At 64.7% G+C, this 26,577-nt stretch carries 29 protein-coding genes and 2 pseudogenes; 18 read left to right on the forward strand and 13 right to left on the reverse strand.

Going from position 1 to position 26,577, the window contains the following annotated elements:
• Window positions 1-110 precede the first annotated feature (110 nt).
• Window positions 111-242 (forward strand): annotated as a pseudogene (locus ACQPW1_RS27850) (phenylacetate--CoA ligase); the annotation flags it as partial.
• Window positions 243-286: 44 nt separating this feature from the next.
• Entirely contained in the window at window positions 287-358 is a 72-nt protein-coding gene (locus ACQPW1_RS27855) for a hypothetical protein (protein WP_433665351.1), read from the forward strand.
• 31 nt (window positions 359-389) lie between these two features.
• Here the strand turns inward: ACQPW1_RS27855 and ACQPW1_RS27860 are convergent, their stop codons facing one another.
• The gene (locus tag ACQPW1_RS27860) at window positions 390-1,520 is read right to left on the reverse strand and encodes a diguanylate cyclase (RefSeq protein WP_433654557.1); all 1,131 of its coding nucleotides are present in this window, start codon (window positions 1,518-1,520) and stop codon (window positions 390-392) included.
• Between the two features lie 273 nt (window positions 1,521-1,793).
• Complete coding sequence (locus tag ACQPW1_RS27865; RefSeq protein ID WP_433654559.1) at window positions 1,794-3,101, reverse strand: M14 family zinc carboxypeptidase; 1,308 nt, start codon at window positions 3,099-3,101, stop codon at window positions 1,794-1,796.
• A 727-nt stretch (window positions 3,102-3,828) separates the two neighbouring features.
• Between ACQPW1_RS27865 and ACQPW1_RS27870 the strand changes: the two genes are divergently transcribed.
• From ACQPW1_RS27870 to ACQPW1_RS27880, 3 genes are all read left to right on the forward strand, one after another.
• The gene (locus tag ACQPW1_RS27870) at window positions 3,829-5,475 is read left to right on the forward strand and encodes a hypothetical protein (protein WP_433654560.1); all 1,647 of its coding nucleotides are present in this window, start codon (window positions 3,829-3,831) and stop codon (window positions 5,473-5,475) included.
• A 128-nt stretch (window positions 5,476-5,603) separates the two neighbouring features.
• Window positions 5,604-6,128 (forward strand): hypothetical protein, encoded by a 525-nt coding sequence (locus ACQPW1_RS27875; protein WP_433654561.1) that lies wholly within the window; start codon window positions 5,604-5,606, stop codon window positions 6,126-6,128.
• A 50-nt stretch (window positions 6,129-6,178) separates the two neighbouring features.
• A complete protein-coding gene (locus ACQPW1_RS27880) occupies window positions 6,179-6,313 on the forward strand; it encodes a hypothetical protein (protein ID WP_433654563.1) in 135 nt (44 codons plus the stop codon).
• Window positions 6,314-6,377: 64 nt separating this feature from the next.
• Here ACQPW1_RS27880 and ACQPW1_RS27885 read toward each other — a convergent pair whose 3' ends face one another.
• Entirely contained in the window at window positions 6,378-6,848 is a 471-nt protein-coding gene (locus ACQPW1_RS27885) for a GtrA family protein (RefSeq protein ID WP_433665352.1), read from the reverse strand.
• A 190-nt stretch (window positions 6,849-7,038) separates the two neighbouring features.
• A complete protein-coding gene (locus tag ACQPW1_RS27890) occupies window positions 7,039-7,686 on the reverse strand; it encodes a TetR/AcrR family transcriptional regulator (RefSeq protein ID WP_433654564.1) in 648 nt (215 codons plus the stop codon).
• A 105-nt stretch (window positions 7,687-7,791) separates the two neighbouring features.
• Between ACQPW1_RS27890 and ACQPW1_RS27895 the strand changes: the two genes are divergently transcribed.
• A complete protein-coding gene (locus ACQPW1_RS27895) occupies window positions 7,792-8,823 on the forward strand; it encodes a medium chain dehydrogenase/reductase family protein (protein ID WP_433654565.1) in 1,032 nt (343 codons plus the stop codon).
• Between the two features lie 64 nt (window positions 8,824-8,887).
• Complete coding sequence (locus ACQPW1_RS27900) at window positions 8,888-9,484, forward strand: ABC transporter permease (protein ID WP_433654566.1); 597 nt, start codon at window positions 8,888-8,890, stop codon at window positions 9,482-9,484.
• A gap of 144 nt (window positions 9,485-9,628) precedes the next feature.
• On the opposite strand, the gene ACQPW1_RS27905 is transcribed toward ACQPW1_RS27900, so the two are convergent.
• Window positions 9,629-10,777, reverse strand: a complete 1,149-nt coding sequence (locus tag ACQPW1_RS27905; protein WP_433654567.1) for a serine hydrolase domain-containing protein — start codon at window positions 10,775-10,777, stop codon at window positions 9,629-9,631.
• Window positions 10,778-10,976: 199 nt separating this feature from the next.
• Between ACQPW1_RS27905 and ACQPW1_RS27910 the strand changes: the two genes are divergently transcribed.
• A complete protein-coding gene (locus ACQPW1_RS27910; protein ID WP_433665353.1) occupies window positions 10,977-11,105 on the forward strand; it encodes a MerR family transcriptional regulator in 129 nt (42 codons plus the stop codon).
• On the opposite strand, the gene ACQPW1_RS27915 is transcribed toward ACQPW1_RS27910, so the two are convergent.
• Window positions 11,085-11,507 (reverse strand): YncE family protein, encoded by a 423-nt coding sequence (locus ACQPW1_RS27915; protein WP_433654568.1) that lies wholly within the window; start codon window positions 11,505-11,507, stop codon window positions 11,085-11,087. The genes ACQPW1_RS27910 and ACQPW1_RS27915 overlap by 21 nt on opposite strands.
• Before the next feature lie 17 nt (window positions 11,508-11,524).
• Here ACQPW1_RS27915 and thiD point away from each other — a divergent pair, with 17 nt between their 5' ends.
• Window positions 11,525-12,376 (forward strand): bifunctional hydroxymethylpyrimidine kinase/phosphomethylpyrimidine kinase, encoded by an 852-nt coding sequence (gene thiD, locus ACQPW1_RS27920; RefSeq protein WP_433654569.1) that lies wholly within the window; start codon window positions 11,525-11,527, stop codon window positions 12,374-12,376.
• Window positions 12,377-12,430: 54 nt separating this feature from the next.
• Here the strand turns inward: thiD and ACQPW1_RS27925 are convergent, their stop codons facing one another.
• Window positions 12,431-13,510, reverse strand: a complete 1,080-nt coding sequence (locus ACQPW1_RS27925; RefSeq protein WP_433654570.1) for an MCE family protein — start codon at window positions 13,508-13,510, stop codon at window positions 12,431-12,433.
• A 309-nt stretch (window positions 13,511-13,819) separates the two neighbouring features.
• Between ACQPW1_RS27925 and ACQPW1_RS27930 the strand changes: the two genes are divergently transcribed.
• The 4 genes from ACQPW1_RS27930 to ACQPW1_RS27945 all read left to right on the forward strand — a co-directional run bounded on the left by ACQPW1_RS27930 (window position 13,820) and on the right by ACQPW1_RS27945 (window position 17,419).
• A complete protein-coding gene (locus ACQPW1_RS27930) occupies window positions 13,820-14,473 on the forward strand; it encodes a TetR/AcrR family transcriptional regulator (RefSeq protein WP_433654572.1) in 654 nt (217 codons plus the stop codon).
• Window positions 14,470-15,891 carry a CoA transferase gene (locus tag ACQPW1_RS27935; protein WP_433654573.1) on the forward strand — a complete coding sequence of 474 codons (1,422 nt, stop codon included), beginning with the start codon at window positions 14,470-14,472 and terminating at the stop codon, window positions 15,889-15,891. The genes ACQPW1_RS27930 and ACQPW1_RS27935 overlap by 4 nt, the downstream gene beginning before the upstream one ends.
• A 104-nt stretch (window positions 15,892-15,995) precedes the next feature.
• Complete coding sequence (locus ACQPW1_RS27940; RefSeq protein WP_433654574.1) at window positions 15,996-16,379, forward strand: hypothetical protein; 384 nt, start codon at window positions 15,996-15,998, stop codon at window positions 16,377-16,379.
• Window positions 16,380-16,543: 164 nt separating this feature from the next.
• Window positions 16,544-17,419 carry a hypothetical protein gene (locus ACQPW1_RS27945; protein WP_433654575.1) on the forward strand — a complete coding sequence of 292 codons (876 nt, stop codon included), beginning with the start codon at window positions 16,544-16,546 and terminating at the stop codon, window positions 17,417-17,419.
• Here ACQPW1_RS27945 and ACQPW1_RS27950 read toward each other — a convergent pair whose 3' ends face one another.
• Complete coding sequence (locus ACQPW1_RS27950; RefSeq protein WP_433654576.1) at window positions 17,420-17,863, reverse strand: pyridoxamine 5'-phosphate oxidase; 444 nt, start codon at window positions 17,861-17,863, stop codon at window positions 17,420-17,422. It abuts the gene before it with no gap.
• A 77-nt stretch (window positions 17,864-17,940) separates the two neighbouring features.
• Between ACQPW1_RS27950 and ACQPW1_RS27955 the strand changes: the two genes are divergently transcribed.
• Window positions 17,941-18,471, forward strand: coding sequence for a GNAT family N-acetyltransferase (locus ACQPW1_RS27955; protein WP_433654577.1), 531 nt, complete (start codon window positions 17,941-17,943; stop codon window positions 18,469-18,471).
• A 4-nt stretch (window positions 18,472-18,475) separates the two neighbouring features.
• Here the strand turns inward: ACQPW1_RS27955 and ACQPW1_RS27960 are convergent, their stop codons facing one another.
• The 4 genes from ACQPW1_RS27960 to acpM form a co-directional block, all read right to left on the reverse strand.
• Window positions 18,476-19,585, reverse strand: a complete 1,110-nt coding sequence (locus ACQPW1_RS27960) for a sensor histidine kinase (RefSeq protein ID WP_433654578.1) — start codon at window positions 19,583-19,585, stop codon at window positions 18,476-18,478.
• Entirely contained in the window at window positions 19,582-20,286 is a 705-nt protein-coding gene (locus ACQPW1_RS27965) for a response regulator (RefSeq protein WP_433654580.1), read from the reverse strand. The genes ACQPW1_RS27960 and ACQPW1_RS27965 overlap by 4 nt, the downstream gene beginning before the upstream one ends.
• A 128-nt stretch (window positions 20,287-20,414) precedes the next feature.
• Complete coding sequence (locus tag ACQPW1_RS27970; RefSeq protein ID WP_433654581.1) at window positions 20,415-22,046, reverse strand: protein-arginine deiminase domain-containing protein; 1,632 nt, start codon at window positions 22,044-22,046, stop codon at window positions 20,415-20,417.
• A gap of 373 nt (window positions 22,047-22,419) precedes the next feature.
• Window positions 22,420-22,725 (reverse strand): meromycolate extension acyl carrier protein AcpM, encoded by a 306-nt coding sequence (acpM, locus tag ACQPW1_RS27975; protein ID WP_433654582.1) that lies wholly within the window; start codon window positions 22,723-22,725, stop codon window positions 22,420-22,422.
• A gap of 453 nt (window positions 22,726-23,178) precedes the next feature.
• Between acpM and ACQPW1_RS27980 the strand changes: the two genes are divergently transcribed.
• The 4 genes and pseudogenes from ACQPW1_RS27980 to ACQPW1_RS27995 all read left to right on the forward strand — a co-directional run bounded on the left by ACQPW1_RS27980 (window position 23,179) and on the right by ACQPW1_RS27995 (window position 25,460).
• Window positions 23,179-23,394 carry a hypothetical protein gene (locus tag ACQPW1_RS27980; protein ID WP_433654583.1) on the forward strand — a complete coding sequence of 72 codons (216 nt, stop codon included), beginning with the start codon at window positions 23,179-23,181 and terminating at the stop codon, window positions 23,392-23,394.
• 42 nt (window positions 23,395-23,436) lie between these two features.
• Window positions 23,437-24,033: a hypothetical protein gene (locus ACQPW1_RS27985; RefSeq protein ID WP_433654584.1), complete on the forward strand. Its 597-nt coding sequence runs from the start codon at window positions 23,437-23,439 to the stop codon at window positions 24,031-24,033.
• A gap of 204 nt (window positions 24,034-24,237) precedes the next feature.
• A pseudogene (locus ACQPW1_RS27990) lies at window positions 24,238-24,480 on the forward strand (transposase); the annotation flags it as partial.
• Complete coding sequence (locus ACQPW1_RS27995) at window positions 24,372-25,460, forward strand: IS3 family transposase (protein ID WP_433653973.1); 1,089 nt, start codon at window positions 24,372-24,374, stop codon at window positions 25,458-25,460. The pseudogene ACQPW1_RS27990 and the gene ACQPW1_RS27995, both read left to right, overlap by 109 nt.
• A 27-nt stretch (window positions 25,461-25,487) precedes the next feature.
• On the opposite strand, the gene ACQPW1_RS28000 is transcribed toward ACQPW1_RS27995, so the two are convergent.
• Window positions 25,488-26,507 carry an alpha/beta hydrolase fold domain-containing protein gene (locus tag ACQPW1_RS28000; protein WP_433654585.1) on the reverse strand — a complete coding sequence of 340 codons (1,020 nt, stop codon included), beginning with the start codon at window positions 26,505-26,507 and terminating at the stop codon, window positions 25,488-25,490.
• Window positions 26,508-26,577: the final 70 nt, after the last annotated feature.

Here is a 26,577-nt window from a genome sequence, read left to right on the forward strand (position 1 = left end):
GGGGGGATCGTTCTGCTGTCGCCTCGGAATTCGGCGACCATCTCGTCGCCGGTTGTCACGGTGACGTCGTAGATTCCGTTGCGCCCGAAGCGGGCTCGCTCGACGGCGTCCTCCGCGCAGGCGGGGTCAGGCCGACCGACAAGGTGCACGTCGCCTACGGTTACGGCTTGTTCACCGGCGGGCTCGGCGCGCACTACGGCGCGGAACGGTTGGGCGGCACCGTGATTCCGATGTCCGGTGGGAGCGGATCAAAGACCGCATCGGAGTCACCGTTGCTGTCGATGTCGTGGCGCCCGCCGCGCTCGCGCGTTCGATCGGCAAGGCTCGCAGGTTGATCGATAGCCGCTCCGAAGCCTGAGGCGTCGCGGACGAGCAGGTCGTCCCGGCAGCTACGCGCTGCGGAGCCCGACTCGGGCAACACGCTCGCGCGTCGTCTCGCCCATCTCGGCGATCACAACGGTGTTGCCGCCCAAGCGTTTCGCTCGATACATCGCGTCATCGGAGGCGCGCAGCACGTGGTGGCGGGTCGGTTGCTCGCCCGCACGTGGCGCCGTGAACAGCGCGACTCCGACGCTGACGGTGATCGTCATCGGCAGCCCGGGCATCGTCTCGATCGCGCGCCGCAACCGCTCGGCGACCACGGCGGCCGGATCGTCACGCACGCAGCTGACAACCACGAATTCCTCGCCACCGGTGCGTGCGATGAGGGCTTCGGAATCGGCCGCGGAGCGCAGGCGATCGGCTGTCCGCTTCAGCACCTCGTCGCCGAACGGATGTCCGAACGTGTCGTTCACGGTTTTGAATCGGTCCAGGTCCAGCGTGATCGCGTATTCCGTGCGGCAGCCGCCCGTTTCGGCGTACTCCGACCAGTAGGAGTCCAGGCCGCGCCGATTCAACAGCCTGGTGAGCGGATCGGACAGCGCGTCCATCCGCAGCAGCCAATGCGAGAGCTGCATGGTGGGCAGCACGACGCCGATGACGGCGAGATTGGCCACCACGACCGCGATACCGAGGGCACCATCCCCTTGCCAGCGCCCGTTGCCGAAAACCATCGTCGCCGACAGCACCAAGATCGACAACAGTGACCAGCCGACGCACAGGACCAGCACCCGCAGCCGGTGGAAGACCGCCACATACGCCCCGGTCGCGACCAGCATGACGATCCCGAGTGCGCCGACCACGCGGTCCCGGACCAGCATGCTGTCGACGCTGATGACGACATTGAGCACCGCGATCCAGGCGAGCGACTCGGACTCGCGCGGCCACGGCCCCAACCACCAGCGCAACGCCCACAACCCGCCCAATGCGGCGGAGAGCAGGTTCACCGCGGTACCGAGTGCGCCGTGCACGCCGGCCGGTGAGATCGCCATCAGGGTGGAGTTCAGCAGCATCATCGCGCCGCCCCCGCCGATCACGAACTTCATCCGGCCGACGATGCCGTGGGATTCCAGGAACTCGACGACCCAACGGTAATCGACCCGGTACTGCCACCGGGATCGTAACGACGAGCTGTTGGTCATCGTGATACCCGCCCTTACATCGGCGACGAGACCGGCCGTCGGTCGTTATTACCGACCGGATGGCGACCTCGCGCGTGGCGCAAGCATGGCTAATGTCAAGCTAACACCCGTTCAGCCGGAATCATCGGGCCAGTTACGAACGTCACCACGGCGCTCATTCGGCGCGACCGACGACTTCCCTCTCGCGGCAACCAAACGTAAACGAACTCCCTTGCACTGCAAGGGAGTTCGTTTACATACGCGCAACCGAACTATCCGGTCACCTTGGGCAGATCAGGACGTCGGTGACTGCTTGTACGGTGCGCCCGCGGCCTTGGCAGCGGTCGTGAAGGACTTCTTCATCTGCGGCCACAGGGTGCTGTCCACGCAGGAGTAGCGGGGCATGAAGCCGCCGCAGGTCCCGCCGTTCGGGCCGATTTCGATGGTGAAACTGGCCAGCCCCAGGGCACCGTGGGCCTGGTCGTCGGTGGTTCCCCAGGTGGAGTATCCGACGGTCTCTTCATCGGTGCCGACGGTGAAGCCTGCGGGCACGACCTTCTTGATCAGGGTTCGCAGCTGTTCCCTGTTCTTCGGGGTCGCCGCGGTCGGAATGATCCCGTAGTTCCCGTAGGAATGCAGGTCGATCACCACTCCCTTCGCGGTATCCGGGACGTCGGTGCTGCCCGCGGGGCGCTGGTTGGTGAACAGCTTCGCGTACAGCTGCTGGATCGCCTGGGTTTCCGGTTCGGAGGCGGCGCGCGGACCCTGGAAGGTCTGCGAGCAGGCGTTTCTCGAGTCGCCGCCCCAGCGGACGGTGAAGTTGCGGTTCAGGTCGATGCCCGGGCCGTTGCCGGATCCGTCGACGACGGAGCAGGACGACGGGGTCTGGCTGTTGTCGACGTTCTTGCGCTGCATCTTGGGCCGGTTGCCGCCGCTGGCCGCCACGTCGACGCCGTCCGGGTTGGTCACCGGGACGACCCAGACCTCGGTGGTGTCCAGGATCGAGGTGACCACGGGATCGGTGCCGTAGCCGTTGGCGAGATAGTCGATCCATTTCCAGGCGATTTCGCCGGTGGCCAGCTCGCGGGCGTGGATCTGCGCGGTCAGCAGGAAGCGCGGCTTGGTCGAGGTGGGCGACAGGGCACAGCCGTTCGGAGCGAGTGTCGTTTTCGCCGTGGCCTTTTCCTGCTCGGCCATCTTCGGGTTTCCGGTCAGGCAGATGACGTTCATGGTGTGGCCGCCGGTGCCCCTGGTTGCCTTCCAGCTTTTGCCGATATCGTGCACCTGGGCGATTCCCGGATACTTGGTTGCCACATCGGAGGCATGGCGGAGCAGGTCCGCCGCGGTGTGATAACCGCCGTAGTACGTGGCGTCGGGGGCTTTCCGCTCCTGCGGTACCGACTGGTAAACAGGCCCTTTCTTCGTCGGAGCCAGCCCCTTGTCCCGCAGGGCCTGGGCACCCGCCTCGTCGGTCGCGATGGTCACCTTGCCCGGACCTGCGGGAACCGTCTCGATCCCCGCTTCTTCAAGGACGTCCGCCTGCGCCTGCGACGGCACCGGAACGTCCCAATAGTAGGGAGCATCGTCAGCGGCGTTCGCCATCATCGGACAGAAAACAAGTGTCGAAAAACCACCGACAACCACCGCGGAAATGGTTGCAAGAGTATTGCGGAATCTGCTCATGGACTTCCCTTGTCTCTCGCGCCACTTTTCGGATACCGCATTTCACGGCGTGGCGTTGTTCGTAGTCCTCGGCGTCGAAGACCGGTTCGATGTCCGGCACCTGGGTCGAGTCGGCCAGTTGCCGCTCCGGCGGAGCGCCGGGTTCGGCGGACGCCGAACCGGCTGGCGCGAGCGACGGAAAATACGGGGCATATCGGCTCCCTCAAAAGAGACGGATGAATTCCCGATGATCGGAGATTAAGCCGATATGTCGGCTTCGTGAAACCCCAGTCGGCGAGTGGGGAAAAGGGGTGCCCGCGGCAGCGTCGGCGCTGAACCGGCTGGGTGCGGCGATCTGAAAGATGCTGCGGCCTCGCGCATTCGCGGGTCGCGTGCGCTGCTGGCGGGCCTGCGCCGGGCCGACCATCTGACGTGCCCCCGGACTCTGTCGTCGCCCGCATCCGTCGGCTCGCCGCCGGGCGTCCAGCACCCCCGGGTCGAGCCGAGGGTGGCGTCGACATCGAGCCCACCGATCACAGGCTCGACCGTTCCCGTGGCAGGCGGACCGCCAAGACCCACCCGAGCTCAGTCACGGCGTCAACCGAGCAGACAGCAACGATTTCACCGAACTAACAAAACTTACAAACCAGACTTAAAAGCCCAGAAATTGTATGAAGGTCTATTTTCAGTAGTTAAGACGCCACTAACAAATTGTGCTCGACCGCGGTTTTACCCGTACAGTCGGCCGTGCCGATTCGCGAGTGCGAAACCCGCCCCTCACGAAAATCGACTGATAGCCGAATGGCATCAGCCGTTATTCGGGCACGGTAAAACTTTCACCAATAGTACACACGGAGGTCTCCGCATTATGCCGCCCGCTGCCAACCGTCGGAACTATCGCGGAAAACATCGAACCAGGAAATCGCCGACCACCGGCACACCCCGACTGTTCGCCGCACTGGTCGCCAGCTCCCTGCTCGGGTCCGGCGCGCTCACCCTGACCGCAACCGCCACCGCATCGGCCCAGGCGCCGAGTTTTGACTTCCGCGCGAAGATCCAGGGCTACGACTCGGATGGCCGGGCGATCATTCATTACAACAATAAGATCAAAGACGCCGGTATCGAGAACGCCGTCAAGCACCTGAACTCGACCCCGGGCCTGAACTTCGTCTTCAAGCCCGGAACCGGCGACGGCGCCATCAACATCAGCAACGAACGGTTCCAAGGCGATGTGGCGGGCCTGGGTGGCTTCGACGGCAGTGGTCCGTTCGTCAAACTCGACCCGAAAACGCAGAACTTCAACAAAGACGACCGAACCGAGATCGCCGGACACGAACTCCTCCACTCCGTCGGTCTCGATCACAATGACAGCGGCTGCAGCATCATGGCCAGCTCGGTCAACCGATGCAACAATGGCCCGAGCCCGCTGAGCAAGAATGAAGTCAGCCAGCTCAATAGCATGTATGCAAAAGGAAAGCCGAACAAAAACAACCCGTCCGATCAGACCAAGCCAACAAAGCCCAGCAAACCATCCGATAGCACTAAGCCGGGCGATTCGAAACCACCGAAAAAGCAGCAGGGTAAGCCGGAACAAGACGGCGGGGACGATCAGCAGGGTAAGCCGGGACAAGACGCCGAGGACGATCAGCAAAGCCAGCCCGGTGATGGAACCGATTCGTCCGGCGGCGATGACACTTCCAACGGTGGGGACACATCGGGTGGCGATGACGATTCGTCGGGCGGCGACACATCCGGTGGCGACGACGACATGTCAGGCGGCGACACATCCGGCGGTGACGACGACATGTCAGGCGGCGACACATCCGGCGGTGACGACGACATGTCAGGCGGCGACACATCCGGTGGCGACGACGACATGTCAGGTGGCGACATGTCAGGTGGCGACGACGACATGTCAGGCGGCGATATGTCCGGCGGGGATGACGGCGGCGACGGATTCGATTGGCTCGGCGACAGCCGCACCGATGATGCCGCCGACTCCGGAGACCTGTTCGGCGGCGACAGCGGTGACAGTGGCGGCGGCTTCGATTGGCTCGGCGATAGTGGCGGTGACAGCGGAGATCTGTTCGGCGGCGGCGACAGCGGCGACCTCTTCGGCGGCGGCGATTCCGGCGACCTGTTCGGCGGCGGCAACGGCGGCGACCTGTTCGGCGGCGGCGATTCCGGCGGCGGATTCGATTGGTTCGGCGGCGGAGGCAACGACTTCGGCGGCGGCGATCTGTTCGGCGGTGGCGGCGGACTCGGCGATCTCGCCAGTGTCGGAGGCGGATTCGACGGCGGCGGCTTGTTCTAGCCTGAGAAAGGCCGACCTCCCTTGCACCGCAAGGGAGGTCGGCCCGCTCGTACACCCAACCCGCCACCGCCGCGCCGAGAAGGTATGGTCGTCACCGCCGTTGAGACCGAAGGCTGTGGGGAGGATTCGTGGTACGGCTGTCGCTGACGAAAGCAGTGGATGCGCGTCCCAATCGACGCGGTTCCGTCTGGCAGATCGCCGATAGCGGTCAGCGCGGACGGCGTAGCGACAACACCGAACCCACCAGCGCCGCAATCTATGTGAAGCGCGACATGGCGCCCGACGGGTTCACCGAATACCGGGCGATGCGTAAGCAGGGCGGCCGAGCATTCGTGCTGTGGGCGGATCCTGATCGGAAACAGATGTTCGCCCGTGTCGTTACCCGCACCGCAGCAAGGCGAGCACCGGCCACTTACGAAGTGCTCGGCGCCGCAGGCGAATCGGCCGGCACGATAGTCCGAGAGCCCGGCCCCCGGGGTGGACGCATGCGCACCCGATGGACCGTAACGCCGACAGGCGCGAAACCCCTTGTCGGATACAAGGGCCAACGCGGCTGGTGGTTCGTATGGTTGCTGCTCTTGCCGATTCAGCTCGTCATAGGAGCGCTCATCATCGTCGCCCTCTTCGTCGGCGCGGTGGCGACGGCAACCTAGCCCGCCCACCGCGCCGAATCCGCTGGCGCGACAACGCAACCGGTGCCGTCATGCTCGACTACCAAGACGATCGCCTCCGCGTCCCGGACGGCCGATGGGATCCACGCCTGGCCTCCGCACTGATCGCACTCCTCGCCACCTATCCGGGCCTGCTCGCGAGTTCCTGGGATACCCAAGACAACTGAACACGCCGATCGAGCCGAGACATATGGCAGGAATGTGCCTAAGGATGTCTTTTTGGACTCTCGGCTAGCGGTGGGCGCTCGGCACAGTGGCTTCGTGAGTGAAGACGAAGCCGCGTAGGGCCAGGAAGCGCATGCCGCCGACCGCCGCCATGGTGACGATCACCGCGCCCGCCTGTGCGGTCGCGCCGAGCCCGGGTGCCCAGAAGTCGAGACTGGCCAGCGCCGCCGTGCTGATCAGTAGGCCGATCAGTGCCAGCCCGCCGCCTTCCCACTGTGCGGTGAACCAGCCGACCCGTCCGGCGGCGTGGAAAGTCAACTGGCGGTGCAGTTCGTTCGCGATCACCGTGCTGAGGATCGAGCCTGCGATATTGGCGACCAACGGGCCCATCCCGTTCATCGCCATGAACAACAGCACGTACGCGATGTTGCTGGCGCCGCCGACCAGCGCGAAGCGGATCAGCTGGGCGAACGAGTGATCGCCGCGCAGATACTGCCGCGCGCGGGCGAATCGGTCGGGCCATTCCGTGCCCAGCATCGCGTCGCGCCCGGCACCGATGGTCAGATCGATGCCATCGAGGATCGAGTTGTCCCCGTATGCCTGACGTCCGCCGGATGCTGCGATTGCTGTGCTGTTCACGGGAATACCGTCGCCCGCTCGGCTTACACGGACCTGTCACCGACCTGTCACGCCGACTGACACGGTGTTCTGCCTGTTCAGAGCGGCGTTACTCGGGCACGTCCTTCAGATGCGCCAGCGACGTGATCATGCGGTCGGCGATGTTCGGCGGCCACGGAAAGGCGACGGTCGACGCGCGCTGATGCGCCAGCCCGTGCAAGCCGAGCCACAAGGCGACGGAATCGGTCGGCAGGTCGGTGCTGGTGGACTCGCCCGCCTGAACGCAGTCCTGCATGAGCTCGGTGAGCAGAGCCATCGTCACGTCACCGAGCGTGGAGACATCGGATTCGGTGAGGGTGGTCTCGTCCAGGGCGGGCATCCAGAGTCCGCCGAACATGGTGCGGTAGCGCTCGGGATGGCGTTCGGCGAACTCCAGGTACGCATGGCACAGAGCGAGCAGCCGGTCCCGCGGGTCGTCGCCTGCCGCGGCCACCGCGGCACTGAGATGTTCCACCAGCTCTGCGAATGCTTGCTGCACGACGGCCAGCATGATGGTCGGTTGGTCGGGGAAGTGACGGTAGATCGAGGGCGCGGCGATCCCGACCCGACGGGCGACGGACCGCAGGGTGACGGCCTTTTCGTCGCCGGTCTCGTCGAGCAGTTCGACGGCCGCGGCCACGATGTCGTCGCGCAGGCGGGCGCCCTCCCCTCGACGGTTGCGTACGCGAGCGGGAGTCGCGGTGATGTTGTCTGCCATACCGTTAACTTACATCTGAAAACTTATCGGCGTTAGCCCTTGAATCTTCGAAGCTAACGTGCGTATGGTTACAGGTGTAATCATCCACTGAACGCGGAGAGCATCATGAACATCACCACTGTCACCACCGAGGTAGTGCTGCCCGGGAAGGTCGGAACCGACGGCCTGCTGATCCGCACCCGCGACCTTGCCGCACCCAGCACGGGCCAGGTCGTCCTGCGGATGGACGCGACCGGCGTCTCCTTCGCCGAGCAGCAGATGCGCCGCGGCAAGTACTACGACCAGCCGCCGTTCCCCTTCGTCCCCGGATACGACGTGGTCGGCACGGTCATCGCAGTCGGCCCCGAGGTGAATGCCGCGATGGTCGGTCACCGGTACGCCGCGGTCGTCAAGGTCGGCGGCTGGGCCAGCCACCTGCTGATCGACGCCGCCGATCTGGTGCCCATTCCGGACGGCGTCACCTCGGCCGCCGCAGAGACGGTGGTGGTCAACGGGATCACCGCATGGCAGATGCTGTACCGGACGGCGAAGGCGCGCAGCGGCGCCACGATCGTGGTGCTCGGCGCCAACGGCGGCGTCGGTTCCACCCTCGTTCAGCTGGCCAGGCACGCCGGCATGACGGTGATCGGGACGGCCTCGCCGCGGCATCACGAGATGATCCGCGAGCTGGGCGCGATCCCGGTCGACTATCGCGACCCGGACATGTACGAGCGCATTCGGCAGATCGCACCCGACGGTGTCGATGCCGTGTTCGATCATGTCGGCGGCGCCGCGTTGGCGCAGTCCTGGGCGCTGCTGCGCAAGGGCGGAACGCTGGTGTCCTACGGCACCGCGGCGACCAAGGACGAGGACGGCAATTCCCAACTGCCGGTACTGAAGTCGTTCGCGCGGTTGGCGGTGTGGAACTACCTGCCCAATGGCAAGAGCGCCCACTTCTACAACTTCTGGGCGGGCAAGCGTCGCCTGAACGTCTTCCGTAATCGACTGCACGACGACCTCGTCCAGGTGTTGCGACTGCTGGCGGACGGCGTTCTGTCGCCACAGATCGCCGCGCAGTTCCCCCTCGCCGACGCCGCGCAGGCGCTCGCCCTCGCCGAGTCACGCACGGTCGCGGGCAAGGTCGTCATCACCGCGTAGCCGATCACCAGTCAACCGCCCGCCACGTCAGTTCAACTCTGTTCGCAGCCTGAGGAATTCAGCCATGACCACCATGACACTCCCCGCCCCGGCCGCCCCCGTCATCGAACGCGCGGGCGACGTCGACAACCGCGCCACCTATCTCAGCTTCGCCCTCGCATACGTGTTCGGGCACGGTGCCGCCGCCCTGTCCAAGGGCGCCGATCCGATCCTCAGCCTGCCCGGCTGGCTGCCGATGGCCCTGCTCGGCCTCGGCCTCGCGGCCGGCACCGTCTACGCGACCACGGCCGCACTGCGCGCTCAGCGCGGCGCCGACAGCCGAGACATCCTGTCCGGCAAGCTACTCGGCGTCTCCTGGGCCAGCGCCTTCGCCGCCCTCTTCCTCGTCATCACCGGCATCACCTCGCTGCTGGACAGACAGGACCTGCAGGGCGTGCTCTGGCCCGTCGGCTCCGGCCTCGTCGTCGGCCTGCTCTACCTCGGCGAAGGGGCCGCGCGGCGCAATGTCCTGCACTACTGCCTCGGCACCTGGCTCGCCCTGGTCTCCACCGGCGCGCTCCTGCTCGGCACCCCCGGCCTCTTCTGGATCCTCACCATCGGCGGCGGTGGCGGCTATGCCGTGGCCACCGTCCTCGAGCGCCGCCGCCTCGCTGCCCTCTGAAAACCGTTCCAGCACTCTCCCCCAATAGCCACACCCGATCCCCCGGTCCGGAGCCCGAAACCCCACGGGCTCCGGACATTTCCATGTCACCGGCTCGGCGGCGCGGGGACGCAGCATCCGGTCACGGGGTAACGCGGGCACGAATCAGGGGCCGGAGCACACCGTGGTGTCGAAGGCGGCCAGTACCGCGTCCTCGGTCGGGCCGTCGTCGGGTATCTCGTTCACGACGACCGTGACCGCGCGACCCTCGGCAGTCACGCCGTTGCGGGTGTGGAATCCGGAAATGCTGCCGCCGTGTCCCCAGACGTCCTTGCCACACGACGTCGGGTAGTGGATCAGTCCGAGTCCGTAACCCGCGCCCGGCATTCGGTCGAAGGGCATGGTGTTGCGCTTCATCTCGTCCAATTGCGCTGCGGGCAGTAGCTTTCCAGCGAGCAGCGCGATGAAGAACCGGTTCAGCTCCGCGCCGGTGGAGATCATCGCACCGGAGGCCCCCGCCCAGGACGGGTTGAACTCGGTGTATTCGATGCGGTGATGATCAACCACCATGTAGCCCAACGGATGTGGGTCGCGCAGCGCGGTCTCACCCGGTGCGGGGAAGTAGGTCGCGGTCAGCCCAAGAGGGGCGATCACCCGGCGGGTGATCTCCTCGGCAACCGGCCGCCCGGTGATCCGCTCGATGATCATGCCGATGAGCAGGTAGTTGGTGTTGGAGTATTCGGCCTTCGTGCCGGGCGCAAAACGCGACGGCAGGGCCAGGATCGGTCGCAGCACGTCGGCAACGTCGAACTGCTGCCAGCGCATCGCCGCCAAGTCGTCCTGTGGAACCTGCGATAGCACTTGCTCGGTATCGGGCAATCCGCTGCTGTGCTGCAACAGGTTCCGCACCGCGATCTGGGTGCCGTCGTTACCGCCCCGCACAACACCGGGCAGGTAGCGCTCTACGGGCGCGTCCAGTACCACGGTGCTCTCCGCGACCAACTGCAGCAGCACCGTGGCCGTGAACGTCTTGGTATTGCTACCGATTCGGATGTAGCCGTCGTCCGGAAAACGCACGCCGGTGGCGAGATCGCCGACCCCCGAGGTCGCGATCCAGTCCCGACCCTGCTTCGTCACGACAACCTGCGCCCCGGGCACTCCTGCCGTCACCACCGCATCCAGCGCCCTGGCGACCGCGGCCCGGCCCGATTCCACGTCCAGGTTCTGTGCCTCGGGCTTCGGACCGGCGCCGCAGGAGGTGACCGCGCACAACACACCCACCGACACGGCGAGCAACGCCGTCCGTTTCCCCACACGCCGAAACATGCTCGTATTCAAGGGTTTCCCTTCCGCTGACACGACATGACCGTGACCGGCCCGGCCGCATGCCGAGCCGGTAGCTGGTCACGCCACGGTTCCAAATGGATAGTCAGACTATCCGCTAACGGGTAGTTACACTATCCATATCGCGGTAGGATCCGCAAGGAGGTCCTGAGTGAACACGGAGGGTCGAATGCGTATTGCGGAGTTGAGCAGCCGCAGTGGGGTTTCCGTTCGCACGATGACGTACTACTTGCGCGAAGGACTGCCCGGACATCGCCTCGAGCCGGGCGTTGCTACCTCAGCTCGTCGAAGCCGGTGATGCGTCGAGGTAGGCCAGACCGTGTGGGCCGGAGCCGACCTCGAACGTGGTCGTGACCTCCATTGCTTGGAGGTCGATGACCGATACGGAGTTGTCTTGGTAATTGCTGACGTATGCGGTCGAAGAGTCGGCGCTCGCGATCACGTTGAGAGGGAATCGGCCTACCGGGATACTCGGGCCGAGCCGCAGGGTTACCGGGTCCAGCGGTTGGCAAGAGCCTTGGCGGAGTTCTGGATTCGGTGCCCAGTAGGTGAAGTTGAAGCTGGTGGTCAGGACGCGGCTGCCGTCCGGGGTGACGGCAACGGCGCCCGGTCCATCTGCCAGTTCCAGTGTTGTTTCGATGCGGGCGGCGACCGCGTCCACGACATAGAGGTGCGGGGCTTGACCGTGCCGTCGCGGCATGGTGTTGACTATCGTCCGTGCTCTTGCCACTGACACCCGATGGGCAGACCCCGGTCCGCGTGCTCACCATCGCCGGGACCGACTCCGGTGGAAGCGCGGGCGTCCAGGCGGACTCCCGCACCATGACCCTGCTCGGGGTGCACGCGTGCGTGGCAGTGACCGCCGTGACCGTGCAGAACTCATTGCGCGTCAGCGACTTTCACGTGATCCCGCCGCAGACGGTTGCCGATCAGGTGCGGGTGGTGGTGAGCGATATCGGGATCGGCGCCGCCAAGACCGGCATGCTGGCCTCCCAGGCCACCATCGAAGCGGTCGCGCAGGTGTGTGCGGAGGTGGGCATCGGGCAGACCGGGTCGATCCCGCTGGTGGTCGACCCGGTCGCTGCCTCGATAAACGGCGATCCGCTGCTGCCCGACTCGGCGCTGGATGCCCTGCGGCACACGCTGATTCCGATGGCCACGGTGCTGACCCCGAATCTGGACGAGGTCCGAGTGCTCGTCGGCATCGACGATCGCACCGCACGCCAGGCTGCCGAGGCCCTGCACAAGTTCGGCCAGCGCTGGACCATCGTGAAGGGCGGCCATCTGCGCTCCTCCCCCGTCAGCACCGACCTGCTCTACGACGGCGACAAGTTCCACGAGATGTCCGCGCCGCGCATCGTCACCGCTCACGACCATGGCGCGGGCGACACCCTGGCCGCCGCAACCGCCTGCGCCCTCGCGCACGGCTACGACGTGCCGTTGGCCATCGCGTTCGCCAAAGAATGGACCACCCGTTCCCTGCAGGCGTCCTACCCGCTCGGCGCGGGGCGCGGGCCCGTGTCTGCCCTGTGGCGCCTGCGTGAAGCTGCGCCGTTGCCGCCTCGGTAGGTGACGCGGATTACCCCGTGCGACCCGGAAGACCACAGTACCGTGGCGGCAGCGTCATCGGTGGCCGTCCTGTACCCGGTTCTGCACGATCTGCAGCACCTGGATCAGGCTGCCCGCGAAATCCTGTAGATCGCGCAGATCCTGGAAGCCGCCGTGCTGCGGATCGGTGAACGCGCTGACGTCGAGCGAGGTTATGGAGACGAAAGGGGCGTAGCCCCTGCCCCTGAAGGTCGCGACGAACTTGGGCATGAACTCACGGAACTGGTCGAGCAGGATGCCGAGGTTGTCACCGGTGTTGGTCAGCGCATCCATCAACTGATGGGTGTTGTCGAGCAGACTGCCCAACTGCTGACCGGAAGTATCGGAGTAGTCACCGAGCGCGGCACTGGTGGTCGACAACTTCGTCAGCAGATCGCCGATAGCCCTGTTGTTCTCGGCGATCGCGCCGATCATCTGCGGCAACGTGTCGGCCACCTGACCGAGCTCACCACGGCGGGCCTCGATGGTGTTGGCCAGCGCGCCGAATTCGTTGAGCACACCGTCGACCTTGGCGGAGTTGTCGTTCAAACTGCCGACCACCCCGGTCATTTCGGTGATCAGATGCGACAACTGACCGCCGCGCCCGCCGACGATCGAATCCAGCTCCGAGGTCAGCTTGCTCAGGCTCGCGACGCCACCACCGTTGAACAGCATGGAGATCGAGATCAGCAACTGCTCGACAGTCGCACCCGCCGAAGTCTTGTCCAGACCGAGGGTGTCGCCGTTGCGCAGTACCTGCGTGCCCGGTTCGGTCTTCGGCTTGGACACCGCGACGAACACGTCACCGAGTGGCGTGGCCTGGCGCAGTTCGGCGGTGCTGTCCTTGGGCAGCTCGATGTCCTTGCTGATCGTCAGGTCGACGACCGCCTGGAAGTTCTTGGTCTTGATGTTGGAGACCACCCCGACATCCGAGCCACCGATCTTCACCTTCGCCTGGTCCGGCAAGTTCAGCGCGTTCTCGAATACCGCATGCACGGTATAGGTTTCGCCGGAAACACCAGGCTTGGGCAACGGCAGTTTCTCCACCGTCAGACCACACCCGGCGGTGAATACCACCGCGACGACTACCAGCCCCCATCGCGCCTTGATCATCATGACGCACAGTCGAATTCGTGAACCTTACCCACCAGCCGCGCTATCGGCACCCCCGAGGAATTGGTGTTCCCCTGCGCCTCGATTTCGAGCTCTGCACTCACCGTCGGCCCCCCGTCGCTGCCCAGACACTACCAGCAGCCCGAAAGCCGCTGTGGCGAAATCGAAGCCGAATTCGAGTCGACGATCACCTCGGATTGCTGATCGCGCTTGGCTGCCGAACGTCGACAGAGTGCCCTTGCCGAACACTCCGGTAACGAGTACCGTCCGGTATCGGATACCTATCAGTATCCGTTTCGACGAGGAGATGCCGTGCCGAAGTCGCCGACGAAGCGTCGACCGTTGACGGTCGCGGCGTTGCTGGATGCCGCGCAGGTGGTGTTTGCCGAGCGAGGATTCGGGGCCACCTCCGTGCCCGATATCTGCGGACGCGCCGGGCTGACCAAAGGGGCGTTCTACTCGAACTTTCCCGATAAAGAGGCGTTGTTCCTCGCGTTGTTCGATCGGCACCACGAGGCCACTGCCGAGCGGGTGCGGGTGGTGTTGGCCGAGTCGGCGGGCCAGTTGGTCGGTGCCGATCCGCCGCGCCTGCCGGAGCCGAATGGTGAACAGCGGCAATGGTTTTTGATCTCGATGGAGTTCACCCTGCATGCGATTCGGCATCCCGAGGTGGCTGCCGCGCTCGCCGAACACGAGGCACGCAGTCGCGCGACGCTTGCCGATCTACTGGCCGATGCGTTGGCGGCCATCGATCGGGTGCCCACGATCGCGGTCAGCGAGCTCGTGCGGTTGGTGGTGGCGGCCTGTGAGGGCGGCGATGCGCAGACGCTGACCGAAGTATCCGCGACCGGCTCGGCGCAGCAGAGCGTGCGGGCGCGGTTGGTTCCGCTGTTGCTGCGGGAGTACACGCGTCCCGTCGACATGTCAGCTCCCGCTTTCCCCGACACCCGAGGAGAACCGTCGTGAGCAGTGCCCGAGCGTTCGATCCGGTCGACCATCTCGATCGACTGTTGGCCGACGTCGGTTTGTCGCATGCCTCGGCAGGCGGACGGGTGAGTTTCGCGGGTAACGACCCGATCGTCGCGTCCCGCCACCGGTTGGGCGCCTGCATCGGCATCCCGGTGATGGCGGGTGCCGTCGGCGCGGCGGCACTGTGGCGGCAGCGCACCGGGCAAGCCCAGGATCTACATCTGGACCTGCGCCAAGCCGTCCATGGCATCACGCCGAACGCGTTCTGGCAGCCGACCCTCGCAGGCGAGGCGACACCGCACCCGCTGGTGGCCGACAACCCGTTCCTGCTCGACTCCTATCGCACCCGCGACGGCCGAACGGTCATGGCATCGGGTGTATATCCACATTTGGCCGCGCACTGGTGCCGTTTTCTGGACGTGCCACCGGATCCCGACAAGGTCGCCGCGGCCATCTCGACGTGGAACGCCTTCGAACTCGAAGAGGCTGCGAACGCCGCCGGGTTGCCGTTGTGCGTGGCACGCACCCCGCAGGAATGGCTCGCGCATCCGCAGGGCGCATTGCTGGCCGAACAGCCGGTGATCGGGTTGACTCGCATCGGCGACGGACCTCCGCGGCGATTCGACGCCTCGGATCGACCGCTGGGTGGGGTGCGCGTGCTGTCGTTCACTCACGCGATCGCCGGCCCCGTCGTCGGCCGAACACTCGCCGAGCAGGGCGCGGACGTGCTGTGCGCGACCCGCCCCAACGACTACGAACACGATTTCATCTACGACGAGGCCAATATCGGATCGCGCAGCGCATACATCGACATGAGCACCGAACGCGGCAAAGCTCGCGCGGAGTCGCTGCTCGCCGACGCCGACATCGTGGTCAACAACCATCGCGGCGGCAAACTCGACAAGCTCGGCCTCGACCCTCACGAACTCGCCGAGAAGTACCCGGGCATCATCAGCGTGTCGGTGACTTGCTACGGATCCACCGGGCCGTGGGCCGAGCGTGGCGGATTCGACATGAACGGTTCTGCCGCTTCAGGTTTGATGGTTCTGGAGGGCACACTCGAACAACCCACGTTGCCGCCCACCGGCATGATCAACGACTTCATCACCGGCTATCTGGGTGCCGCGGGCGCCACAGCGGCGCTGTTGCGGCGCGCCACCGAGGGCGGCAGTTGGCATGTCACCGTCAGCCTTACCCGCACCGCGATGTGGTACCAGACATTAGGCCTCGTGGATCCCGACAACGCCAATAGCAATGAGCAGCAACAACTTCGAGAGCCCACCGCATACGACGCCGACACGCCACTCGGTGCGCTGCACACCCTGGCCCCACCGGTCACCTTCAGCGAGACACCACCGCGGTGGAACGATCCCGCACTGGTCCCACGCGGATCCAGCCGACCGCGCTGGACCTGATTCGCCGCGTCAGGCCGCTGATCAGTGCCGATCGTGGCGAAGTCGGCGTAACGCGAGGACACTGAAGACACAAGCGCCCAATTCGTCTCTCCAGGAGCAATGTGATGGCACCCGACAGACCGTTTGGGATCAATCCGGAAGACTTCGAACGCGCGTTACGCGAAGCGGGGATCGATATCCGCGACATCATCGGAAAGGCCAGCGAGTACGTCGACCGCACCAGCGTGAACACGCTGGCCTCGCTGTTCGGCCAGTTCGTTCAGCCGGAACACACCCGGCCGACCAAACCGGAGGACGAGACCACCGGCGAGACCGGCAGCGGCGTGTGGGTCATCTACAGCATCGATGACGCGGGCGAGGCCAGGATCGAGCAGGTCTTCCCGAGCGAGCTCGAGGCCCTGCGCGCGCATCGCGACAACACCGACGAACGCCGCCGCGTCCGCTTCCTCCCCTACGGCGTCCCGGCAACCGCACTGGACACCCCCTGACGCAGTTCGAACAAAGCACGATAAGAACCCCTTTTCCGACAATGCATTTCCGCTGATGTGCGGAACGGCGGTCCGCTGGTCGAAACGAAGTCCTGACTTCGTGTACTGCGGCACTTACGCTCCCCCATCAAGTGCTCGACTCCGGGAATGTATTGGGGGTACTCATGTTCACTGGACGCACCTTGTGGCAGTCCAATCAGCCGATCGCCGCGCCCGCGTTGACGGTTTACAACAACAAGCTGGTGTTGGTTTGGTCGACGCAGAGCGGCACCATGTATGTCGCGTCGGGAATGGAAGCCGACGGGGTTGTCAATGCGAAACCGTTGCCGTCGGACTTCAGCCTGCAGCGCCCGGCATTGGCTGCGCATGCGCAGACCGGTCTGCTCTACCTCGGCTATACGCGCACCGACGGCAAGATGTGGCTCGCGTGGTCGAACAATGGCGTCGACTATCAGGATCGACGAGAATGGCTGGAGCCGCCTATCGGCGGGCCTGCCATGCAGTCGGACAATGTCTCGATGTGGCTGAGCTACACCGCACAGGACGACCTCGTGCTCAGCGCGGTGCAATCGCAGAATCCACCGTTCAGTTCCTACGGAAGGACCCCGGAACCCGCCGAGCACAGCGTGGATACTCCGGGACTGGTAATCCATCCCAGCAAGGGTGTGCTGCTGGCCTGGACGGGTATGGACAGCGCGAACAATCTGAACGCGCGCTATATCGGCGTGAATGTCCCGCCGGGTCGGGCCACTTTCAGCGATCGGCTCATCGGCGGCCCGAACCTGTTCACGCTCGGCGGCCGTTATGTGGCGGGCTACACCGGTAAGAACACCAACATCTACCTGCTTTTCGATATCGACAATCTGAACGAAAACCAAGCGCAGCGTTGGAAATTCGCCGATACCAGCCCGTGGCCACCCGCGGTCGCGACCATCAACGGGATCACCTATGTCGCCTGGTTCGGCACCGACGGCCAGAACAAGCTCAACTTCGCCGATCTCGGCTCGATGCCGACCATCTACCGGGGTGGCAGCGGATAGTCAGCCGTTGCCGTAGATCCGATCCGGCACGACGAGCACGACTGCGCGACGGTCGGCGGCCATGACCCGGTCGTATTCGTCCCAGTCGTCGTGCGTGCCGCCCGCCGCGGTGAACACCTCACGCAGGAGCTGCCGCAGTCGTTCGGCGTCGATGCCGGGCACCTGGTCGTCGGGACCGACAATCCACACCGCGCCCTCGACGGCCGCCCACGCCCACCCGACGCGGGCGACCACCGTCATCCGCGCGCGAACACGGAGATTGTCCAACTTGCGGGTGCCACCACGGATCACCATGCCCACCACGGACTCGCCGGTCTGCGGGTGCGCCAACACACCCGCGTTGACGAGGGTGGACTGCACGGTGCCGTCGGCCCGCGAGGTCGAGACAACACAGAGGCCGTGATCGCCCGCGATCAGTCGGGCAAAGTCCGCGATATCAGTCACAGCCGAAGTCTACGGACCGGCGGCGACCGGGTGGGCACGGGTTATCGTCGATCTCGCAGTCGAAGGAGGGATCAATGATGTCCATCGAAATACTCCCCGCGGCCGCGGCGGACGATGCCGCGCTGGTGGCGGAGCTGACCGAACTGATCAACCGCGTGTACACGGTGGCCGAAGAGAGAATCTGGCGCGACGGTTACTGTCGCACAACACCTTCCGAGCTGGCATCGTTGATCAGCGCGGGCGAGATCGTCGTCGCTCGCGATGCGGACAACGAGATCGCCGGTGCCGTGCGGGTGCAGCAATTCGCTGACGGTGTAGGCGAATTCGGCATGCTCGTGTGCGCGCCCGAACAACGCGGCAGCGGACTCGGCCGGGCGCTGGTCGATTTCGCCGAACGATGGTGCGCCGACCACGGGGCCGACACCATTCAGCTCGAACTGCTGGTGCCACGTGGCTGGACGCATCCGGTCAAGGACTTCCTGCGCAACTGGTACCTCCGCCTCGGCTATGTGCTCGAACGCAAAGGTGAACTGGAGCAGGACTATCCACACCTCGTACCACTACTCGCCACTCCCTGCGACTTCCTCATCTTCCACAAGCCGGTGTAGGTGATCAGGTTTGAGGCAACTCGAGTCGCACTGTCCAGCCGCCGTCCGGGATTGGCTGCGCCGTTACCGTTCCGCCCAGCAGGTGTGCGCGTTGTTGTAAACCGGAGATGCCGGAACCCGCACTGGGCAGGGCTACTGGAGATTCAGTGGAGGCGACGTTCGTAATCGTCACTGTCACTGTGCGATCCGTGCGAGCGGTGGCGATCGTTACTGCCGCGCCGGGTGCGTGTTTGCGGACATTGGTCAAAGCCTCTTGAACCGTCCGATAGATGGCGCGCTCGCCCGCCGCTGTCAGGTTCGTTGGCAGTTGGCCGATCAGTTCAACGGGTAAGGCGCTGGCGGCCAGCAGGTCTGGCAGATGCTCGATGGTCGGCTGCGGGCTGATTTCACTGGTTGCGGCCGGGGCGCGGAGGACCTTCATCATGTGCCGCAGTTCGTCGAGTGTATTGACGCTGAGTTTGCGGATGACGTCCGCGGCCGAGCGCGCGTCGCGGTCGGCACTCACCATCTGAAGCGCCCCGGCCTGCACCGCGATGAGACTCACCTGATGCGAAACCACATCGTGCATTTCTCTCGCCAGCTCCGCGCGTTCGCGATCACGCGCGGCGGCGATATGCAGTTCCCGCTCGTGGGCGTAGACGCGGTCTACCTCGGACATCTGCCGCGCCAGCCGCAGCCGCGTCGCCACCAGCCACCCCAGTGCCGCGGGCCCCGCACCGACCAGAACGGCGAAAAGTATTTGGTGGAGCAAGAATTCGAGGTCACGCAGCCCGAAGTCGTCATAGGATGACGTGAACAGGCACGACAACCCGAGAACGACCGCCAGTGCCGCGACGACCCATCGATGTGCCGAACCACGCGCCACCGAGTACAGCGCCGCCATCGGCGCCAGCAGCGCCCCGACCAGCATCACCGCGGGCAGCGTGAGCACGAACGCGACAATCGGTGCGTGCCTGCGGACTAGCAACGCCGATCCGGTGAGCACCGCGACGCCGATCTCCCAAACAGCAAGCGGCACATCACGATTGCACCAGACATCGAACACCCCGATCGCGGCGATGAGCAGGTCGACCGCGATGGGCGAAGGTCGATAGACCCGTTCACGTCCGCTCATGACAGGTCAGCGGCCAGAATCCCGGCACGCTCCGCGATCAGCGCAGCCTGCACGCGGGTGCCGATGTTCAGTTTGGTGAAGATACTGCTCACCGAGTCCTTTACCGTCCCGATACTCAGGTGCAGGCGAAGGCCGATATCCGCATTGGACAGACCATCCGCGATGAGAACGACGATATCGCGTTCACGATTCGTGAGTAGTCGCACGAGTTCGGGCGCCCCGGTGTCGACGGTGTCGAGATAGCCTTCGACTACAGCTTTGGTGACCTTCGGTGACAGCACGACCGCACCGGCCGCCAGTGCCCGAACCATGGAGCTGAGGTGCTGTGGTTCGGTGTCTTTCAGAATGAAACCGGATGCGCCTCGACGAAGTGCGTCGGCAATGTACTCGTCCGCGGCGAATGTCGTCAGCATTGCTACGGTCGGCGGCTGCGGGGCTTCGAGCAGCCTGGACAGGATGTGCAGACCGTCGACATTCGGCATACGGATATCGAGCAGGACAACATGGGGATCTGCGGCGCGAATCGCTGCGACAGCACCCATGCCATCGCTCGTGACGACGACATCGATGTCATCGGAAGCGCCGAGGATCAGTGTGAAGCCCGATCGCACGAGCGCCTCATCGTCAACTATGGCCACGCGAATCATGCGCACACTTTCATCAAATCCACGGACGATCGTCCGTAGCCGGATCGTCCACAATCCATCAAGGTTGCCTCGGCGGTTGCCGTGCGGGTAGTGCGGACCACCGATACCGGCCGCCCGGCACGGCCATTCCAGCCGGTCGGCTGGGGCGTCAGCCGACCGGCGGGGGTGTCGGGCAGCAGTGATCACCGAACGATCGGGAGACCGCCGATCTGTCGTAAGGCGTTCGTCCCGCAATGGATTTCGCCACCTGCCACGTGCAGGGTCTCCCATTCGTCTACGTAATGCACCGATACCCCTGCCGACCGATAGGCCTCGGTCACCGCGGCCTCGAATACGTCGCGCCCGTCGATTATCGGGCCCCACTGTCGCGGCGCGATGTAATTCTGCGCGTTCATCAGTACTCCGTTGACTGCTCCCGGGTAGAAGCTCACCAGCGCGTCCGGTTCGTCATCGATGCCCATGGACAACTCGTAGAGGCCTGGAATGCGCACGAACTCGTCCGGTCGCACCCCGGTCTCCCGGATCAGGAGCTCGGCGTTCTCGTCGACTTTGCGTGCCGCGAGTTCGTTGTCGGCGACGAATTTCTGGTCCGCCAGAACGTTGTCGATGGTCCGATCGGGCGCGCCCGGTTTGGAAAACGCCGGTTGGGCTCCATGGCCGGATCTTTGCTGCTCGCGCAGAATCTCGAGCCCGCGCCGGGGATCCGTGACGGCAGGGCGCCAGCCGCGACCGGACGGTGTCGGAAGAAACTGGATGAACTCGTCGACGTGTCCGACTACCAGCCAGGTCGTGTCCAGAATCAGTGGCGGCTGAACCTGTTGGGCGGCAAAGAACTTCTGCAGTTCCACGCTCGACACGGGGGCGTCGTTCCGATTTCCGGTGCCGATGACGACGCGACCTGCCGGAAACTCTTTTCCGCCATGGGTATACGGCGGTATCGTCTCGACGTTTCCGAACGAATCCACGTGGCGATCACCGGCGCCACCGAGTTGAAGCGCACCCATGCCGGGGCCACGGAGGTCGAAAACGGCACGGCCGCCTTCTCTTTCGGGTTGCGGTGAACGGATCGCGATGCGCAGCGAAACGGTCTTGCCGCCCTTGCCGGGCATCGAAACGTAGCCGAACTCGACGAAGTCCTGTGCCCAGGTATCGGTGGTGTTCATCCTGATCAGCGGCGTGTTCAGTCCGCTGGCCTGCGCGGCCGAGGTCAAATCGCCGACGAACCGTTCATACACTTGGTCGTCGCCGCTCTCGGGAGCTACCAAGGCCTCAGCGCTCTGGGTGTGGTTATGGATGACGACGGGAGCTACTCGAAGAGCAACATCGTCGGCCACCGATTGCTTGCCGTCTTGGACGGTGAAGCGAACGGTGAACGAACCGTCCCATACGGCCTTGTCCCGCACCACATCTCGCGAATCGATGCCGAGCGTTGCACCGTCGCGCAGCTCGGCCTCGGTCAGGTTCGCATCGGCCGACAGCTTTATCCACGAACCTTGCCGTTGGACGAATATGCGGATCTTGTCGGCGCCGACACCTACCGCCGCCACCCGCCCGACCACTCCCTGGGCGCTTCGCCCGATCGGCTTGGTAACCATGAGCGCCAGGTAGTCGGGTGCGCGCGCCACATCGTCGGCCGCGTCGTGGCAACCGGCAAGTTCGGCGTCGGAAACCTGGCTTCGACTCGACGGACAGCGCCGCGCCACATCACCGATATTCGGGAGCACAATCGCGCCATACTCGGCCGTCCATTTGCTCTTATCGATACCGGCTGCGACGTCATTTCCGTCGACGACACCATCCCGATTGCTATCCACACGAATATCCGCGACGAGTCGATCATCGCCCTTTGCCGAACAACTGGCGAGGATCAAAGCGGCAACGCCGATCCACGTCATCGATCGAATCGATGCATTCACATCGATAACGCTACTGACGATCAACGCACGCGGCGCCCACCGGAAGGCTGAAACGGAAGGGCCGAAAGGCTTTTCAATTCCAGCCGATCGGCGGTCAGGAAGTCGGGAGGTGACAGCGGATCAGTGCGGCCAGTTGCGTGCGGCCGTCGTCGAACGGATGGCTGGATTTGAGAGCCCGGCTCTGCGAATGTCGAAGTCCCGGTGCGGAGTTCGGGGACGGAATCCGTCCGCAGACCTTCACCGGGACCGCCGCCTTACCGACCGGCATTCGTCACTCGGCGTGGCCTTCCTGGTACTTCGCTTTCAACTCCGCCGCGAGCTCGGAGTTTTCGGCTTCCATCTTCTGAACGTACGCGACCGCGTCGCCGACCGTACGCAGGCTGGACAGGTCCTCGTCCGGGATCTTGACCTTGTACTTGTCCTCCAACTGCACCGCGATCTCGACCAGCGACAGCGAGTCGATGTCCAGGTCGTCGACGAAGGACCTCTCGATCGTCACCTCGTCGGCCTCGATGCCAGTCACCTCCTCGATGATCTCAGCGATACCGGCGACGATCTCTTCCTGAGTTGCGGCCACAGCCAATCCCTTTCCTTGCATCAGACCTGTCGAGACGAACAAACAGCAGAAGGACGGAAGCCGAAACCGCACATTAGCCCGCGAGGCATGCATCATCCGACCGACACACACCTCGCCCACCGAAAATTGCTGTGGTGCAGGTGCTTTGATTCTCCCGTCCGTCGTCAAACGTATACGGGCCGGTGACGCAAGAAGATAGGAGCGGTCGACAACTTTCGTGCGGCTTCTTGTAGGAACCCTCCAACAGACAGGAGCCGCCGCCGACCAACCGCCTCGGCCCAACCACTTGGCGGACGTATCCATCCATCTGGCCGGTTCCCCAGGCCGGAATCGCAACCTAGACTTCGAACCGTGCGCAAACTCTCTGCCCTGTCGGCGTTTCCGCGACGGCAAACCTAGCCGCCCAACCCCGGAAGGTCCGGAGACCCGGGCGGCTGGTTCCGAAGGAACGAGATGTCCCGCACAGACAAAACGAAACCGCTGTGGGTGCGCTTCGCCGAGCACTCCCGCCACGGATACCCCGAGTTCGGCACCACCTGCTGCTCCGGCCCCAACGGCCGCGCCGCCAAAAGGGAACGCGGAGAGATGAACCGGGCCCGCAACCGCAAAGCCCGCTACGCCGCCCGCCTCGCTACCCGCCGTTTGACCCTCGAAGAGGATCTCGATTAGCGGTAGGGTTTGCGGAAATACCATGTGCGAGGGGGAGTTCCGATGAGCTATCCGTATGGTCCGCAGGGCTATGGTCAGCCAGGCTACCCACCGCCCGGCCATGGATATCCACCTCCGCTGCCGCCATCGGCCAGCGGTGCGACTGCGATCATCGGTGGGGTGCTCGCAGTGCTGTGTGGTGGGCAGAACGTGCTTGCGGCCGCGGCGTGGGCATCGTTGGACCCGGGTCGGCTCGGCGTGACGCCGGGCAAGCTCCAATTCAGTGCGATCGCAGCGGGATTCATCGCATTTCTGCTCGTGGTGGGCGGCATTGTGTTGATGTGCCGACTGACGGCGGGCCGCGTCATGGTGTTCGTGGGCGGGGCGCTGGCCTTGCTCAACCTGATCATCAGTTCGGCCTTGTTCGGTGTGTTCAGTCCGCTGTCAGTGGTTGGCGTCGTGCTTGTCCTGGCGACACTGACTCTCGCTGCGGTTCCGAACACTGGCCGCTGGATCGCGGCTCGCCGCCAACAGAATCAAGCCCAATTCCCGCCGGGACCTCCGTATCAACCTGGGCCCCCGTACGGTCAGCCCGCCCCGCCCTACGGTCAGCCCGCAAACCCTAACGGCCAAGGTCAACCGCCATACCGGCCCTACTAGTCCGCCAACGCTTATCGCTTCAGGTGCTGTGTGAGGAAGGTTGTGAGGTGGGTGGCGACTTCCTGGGTTGTCCACTGTAGGGAGTTCTCGGGGGTTCCGGTGAAGGCTACGTCGCCGTGGGCGGCGCCGGTGATGATTGAGGCTCCCCCCAAGCAGTGGACACCGATTTAGCGGGATCGCGGTCCTGCTGGAAGGATGTCCAGTATGTCATCGTCTCGGAAGCGCCGGTCGTTCACGGCCGAGTACCGGGTCGAGGCCGCGCATCGGGTGATCGATTCCGGTCGCACGATCGCCGCGGTGGCTGGCGAGTTGGGTTTGCATGAAAGCCTTCTCGCTAAATGGGTCCAAGACGAACGCCGCCGGATAGCGGCGGCCGAGGTACACGGCGAGCAGCCGTTGAGCCCGGCCGAGCGGGCAGAGTTGCTCCGGTTACGCAAGCAGGTCAGCGAGCTGGAGAAAGACGTCAGTTTCCTAAAAAAAGCGAGCGCGTACTTCGCGGCGATGCAGCAGAACCGGCCCGGTTCGAGCTGATGGCAGCGCAGTGCGCCGCCACCGAAATCAACGGCAGCACAGCCGATATCACGCGCATGGCGCGGTTGTTGAGTGTATCGACCTCAGGGTTCTACGCGTACCTGAAGCGGAAGACGGCCCCTGTGTTGACCGATCGGCAGCAGCGGCGCGCCGACTTGACGGTGAAGATCCTTGCCGTCCATAAAGACTCCGATGGGACCTACGGGGCTCCGCGGATCACCGCCGAGCTGCGCGATCGCGGTGATCGGGTGTCGGAGAAGACGGTCGCGGCGATCATGGCCGAGATCGGGCTGGCCGGGATCAGCCCGCGCACCTTCAAGGTGCGGACCACGATCGTGGACCCGACCGCGTCGTTCCCGGACGACCTGGTGCAACGTCTTTTCGACCAGGGCCGTGTAGACGCAGTCTGGGTTTCCGACATCACCTATCTGACTTGCGGTGAAGGCGATATGTACCTGTGCGCGATCAAGGACGAGCATTCCAAGAAGGTGCTCGGCTGGACCGTGGCCGATCACATGCGGACCGAGATGGTCACCGACGCCGTGGACCGGGCGGTAGCGGCGCGTGGCGGGTCGTGTGCGGGCACGGTTCTGCATTCGGACCGAGGTAGCCAGTACACCGCCAACGACATGGCTGCCGCCTGCGATCGGCACGGTCTGCGCCGATCCATGGGATCGACCGGAATATGCTGGGACAATGCCGGCGCGGAAAGCCTGTGGTCGACATTCAAACACGAATACTACTATCGACACACCTTCGCCACCAAAGCGGAACTCGTTGCAGCAGTTGACAAATGGATGAATTTCTACAACAGTAGAAGACGCCACTCCACGATCGGGATGCTCAGCCCCGACAATTATGAGCGGTCACTCCTCGCGGCCACTTCGGCCGCATAACCCCCCGTCCACCATTTGGGGGGAACCTCAGATGTAGCGGGTGCTGTTGACGCCTGCGGCGATCAGGGCGTTGTGGAGGATGAGGGTTTGGCTTGGCGAGATTGTGGTGTCTTCGCTGCCGTGGAAGATTGCGAAGGGTGGGTCGGTGGGGTGGATGTGGGTGATGGGGTTGGCTTGGGCGACGGCGGTGGGGTCTGCGGTGAGTGGTGTTGTGCTGGTGGGGCCGTTGACGTATTTCGCGGTCGAGGCGAGTAGTGGGGCCATGGCCTGCTGGGTGTCGGGGTCGAAGTCGGACTGGAGTCGGGAGAGGTCGGAGGCGCCGAACTTGTCGATGACGGCCTGTACGTCGCTGGGCTGGTTGAGATCGGCGCCGATGTCGAAGCGTTTGTCGCCATTGGTGACTCCAGTCATCGCGGCCAGGTAGCCGCCGGCGGAGTCGCCCCAGACGCCGACTGTATTGGGGTTGATGTCGTAGTCGGCGGCGTGCGCTCGCAGGTATCGGATAGCGGCTTTGACGTCGGAGATGCTGTCGGCGTAGGTCGCGCCGTCGGGTTGAACGCGGTACTGGATGCTGGCGACGACGTAGCCCGCTTCGGCGACAAACGTTCGTAGCGCGAGATTTCCGCCCTTGTCCGCCATGACGAACCCGCCGCCGGGAACGTAGACGACCAGCGGCTTGCGCCCGGCGGTCTGCGGGACCTGGATGTCCATTGCCAGCTGCTTGGTCTGCCCGCCGGGCAGGGGCACCGTTGCGTAGGCGACGTCGGCGCGGGTGGAGATGGGTGTGCGTCCGCATTGGATCTGTGGAGCCGTGCCCGGGTTGAGGACCGTGCTGGTGCTGGTGTCGACCGGCACGACTATCCGGGGAGGTGCGCCTTGGGCGGGGACGGGTCGGCCCGGCGGTATCGGGCTGCTCGGGCATTCCGTGACGACCGCGGCGGGCGTCGGCGATGCGGTGTCGCCGCATGCGGTCGCGGCCAAGGCGATCGTGAGAGCGGCGACGACCAGCAGGGGCCCGGGGAGATGTTTGTGCGGCTCGGTGTACACGTCTACGAAACTAGGTGGCGACAACCGGCACGCGAATCCGTCAGTTGACGTAGTTCGAGCGCCGCTTCGC

The sequence above is a fragment of the Nocardia sp. CA-128927 genome (assembly GCF_050955855.1).
In the GTDB taxonomy this organism is placed as follows: Bacteria; Actinomycetota; Actinomycetes; order Mycobacteriales; family Mycobacteriaceae; genus Nocardia.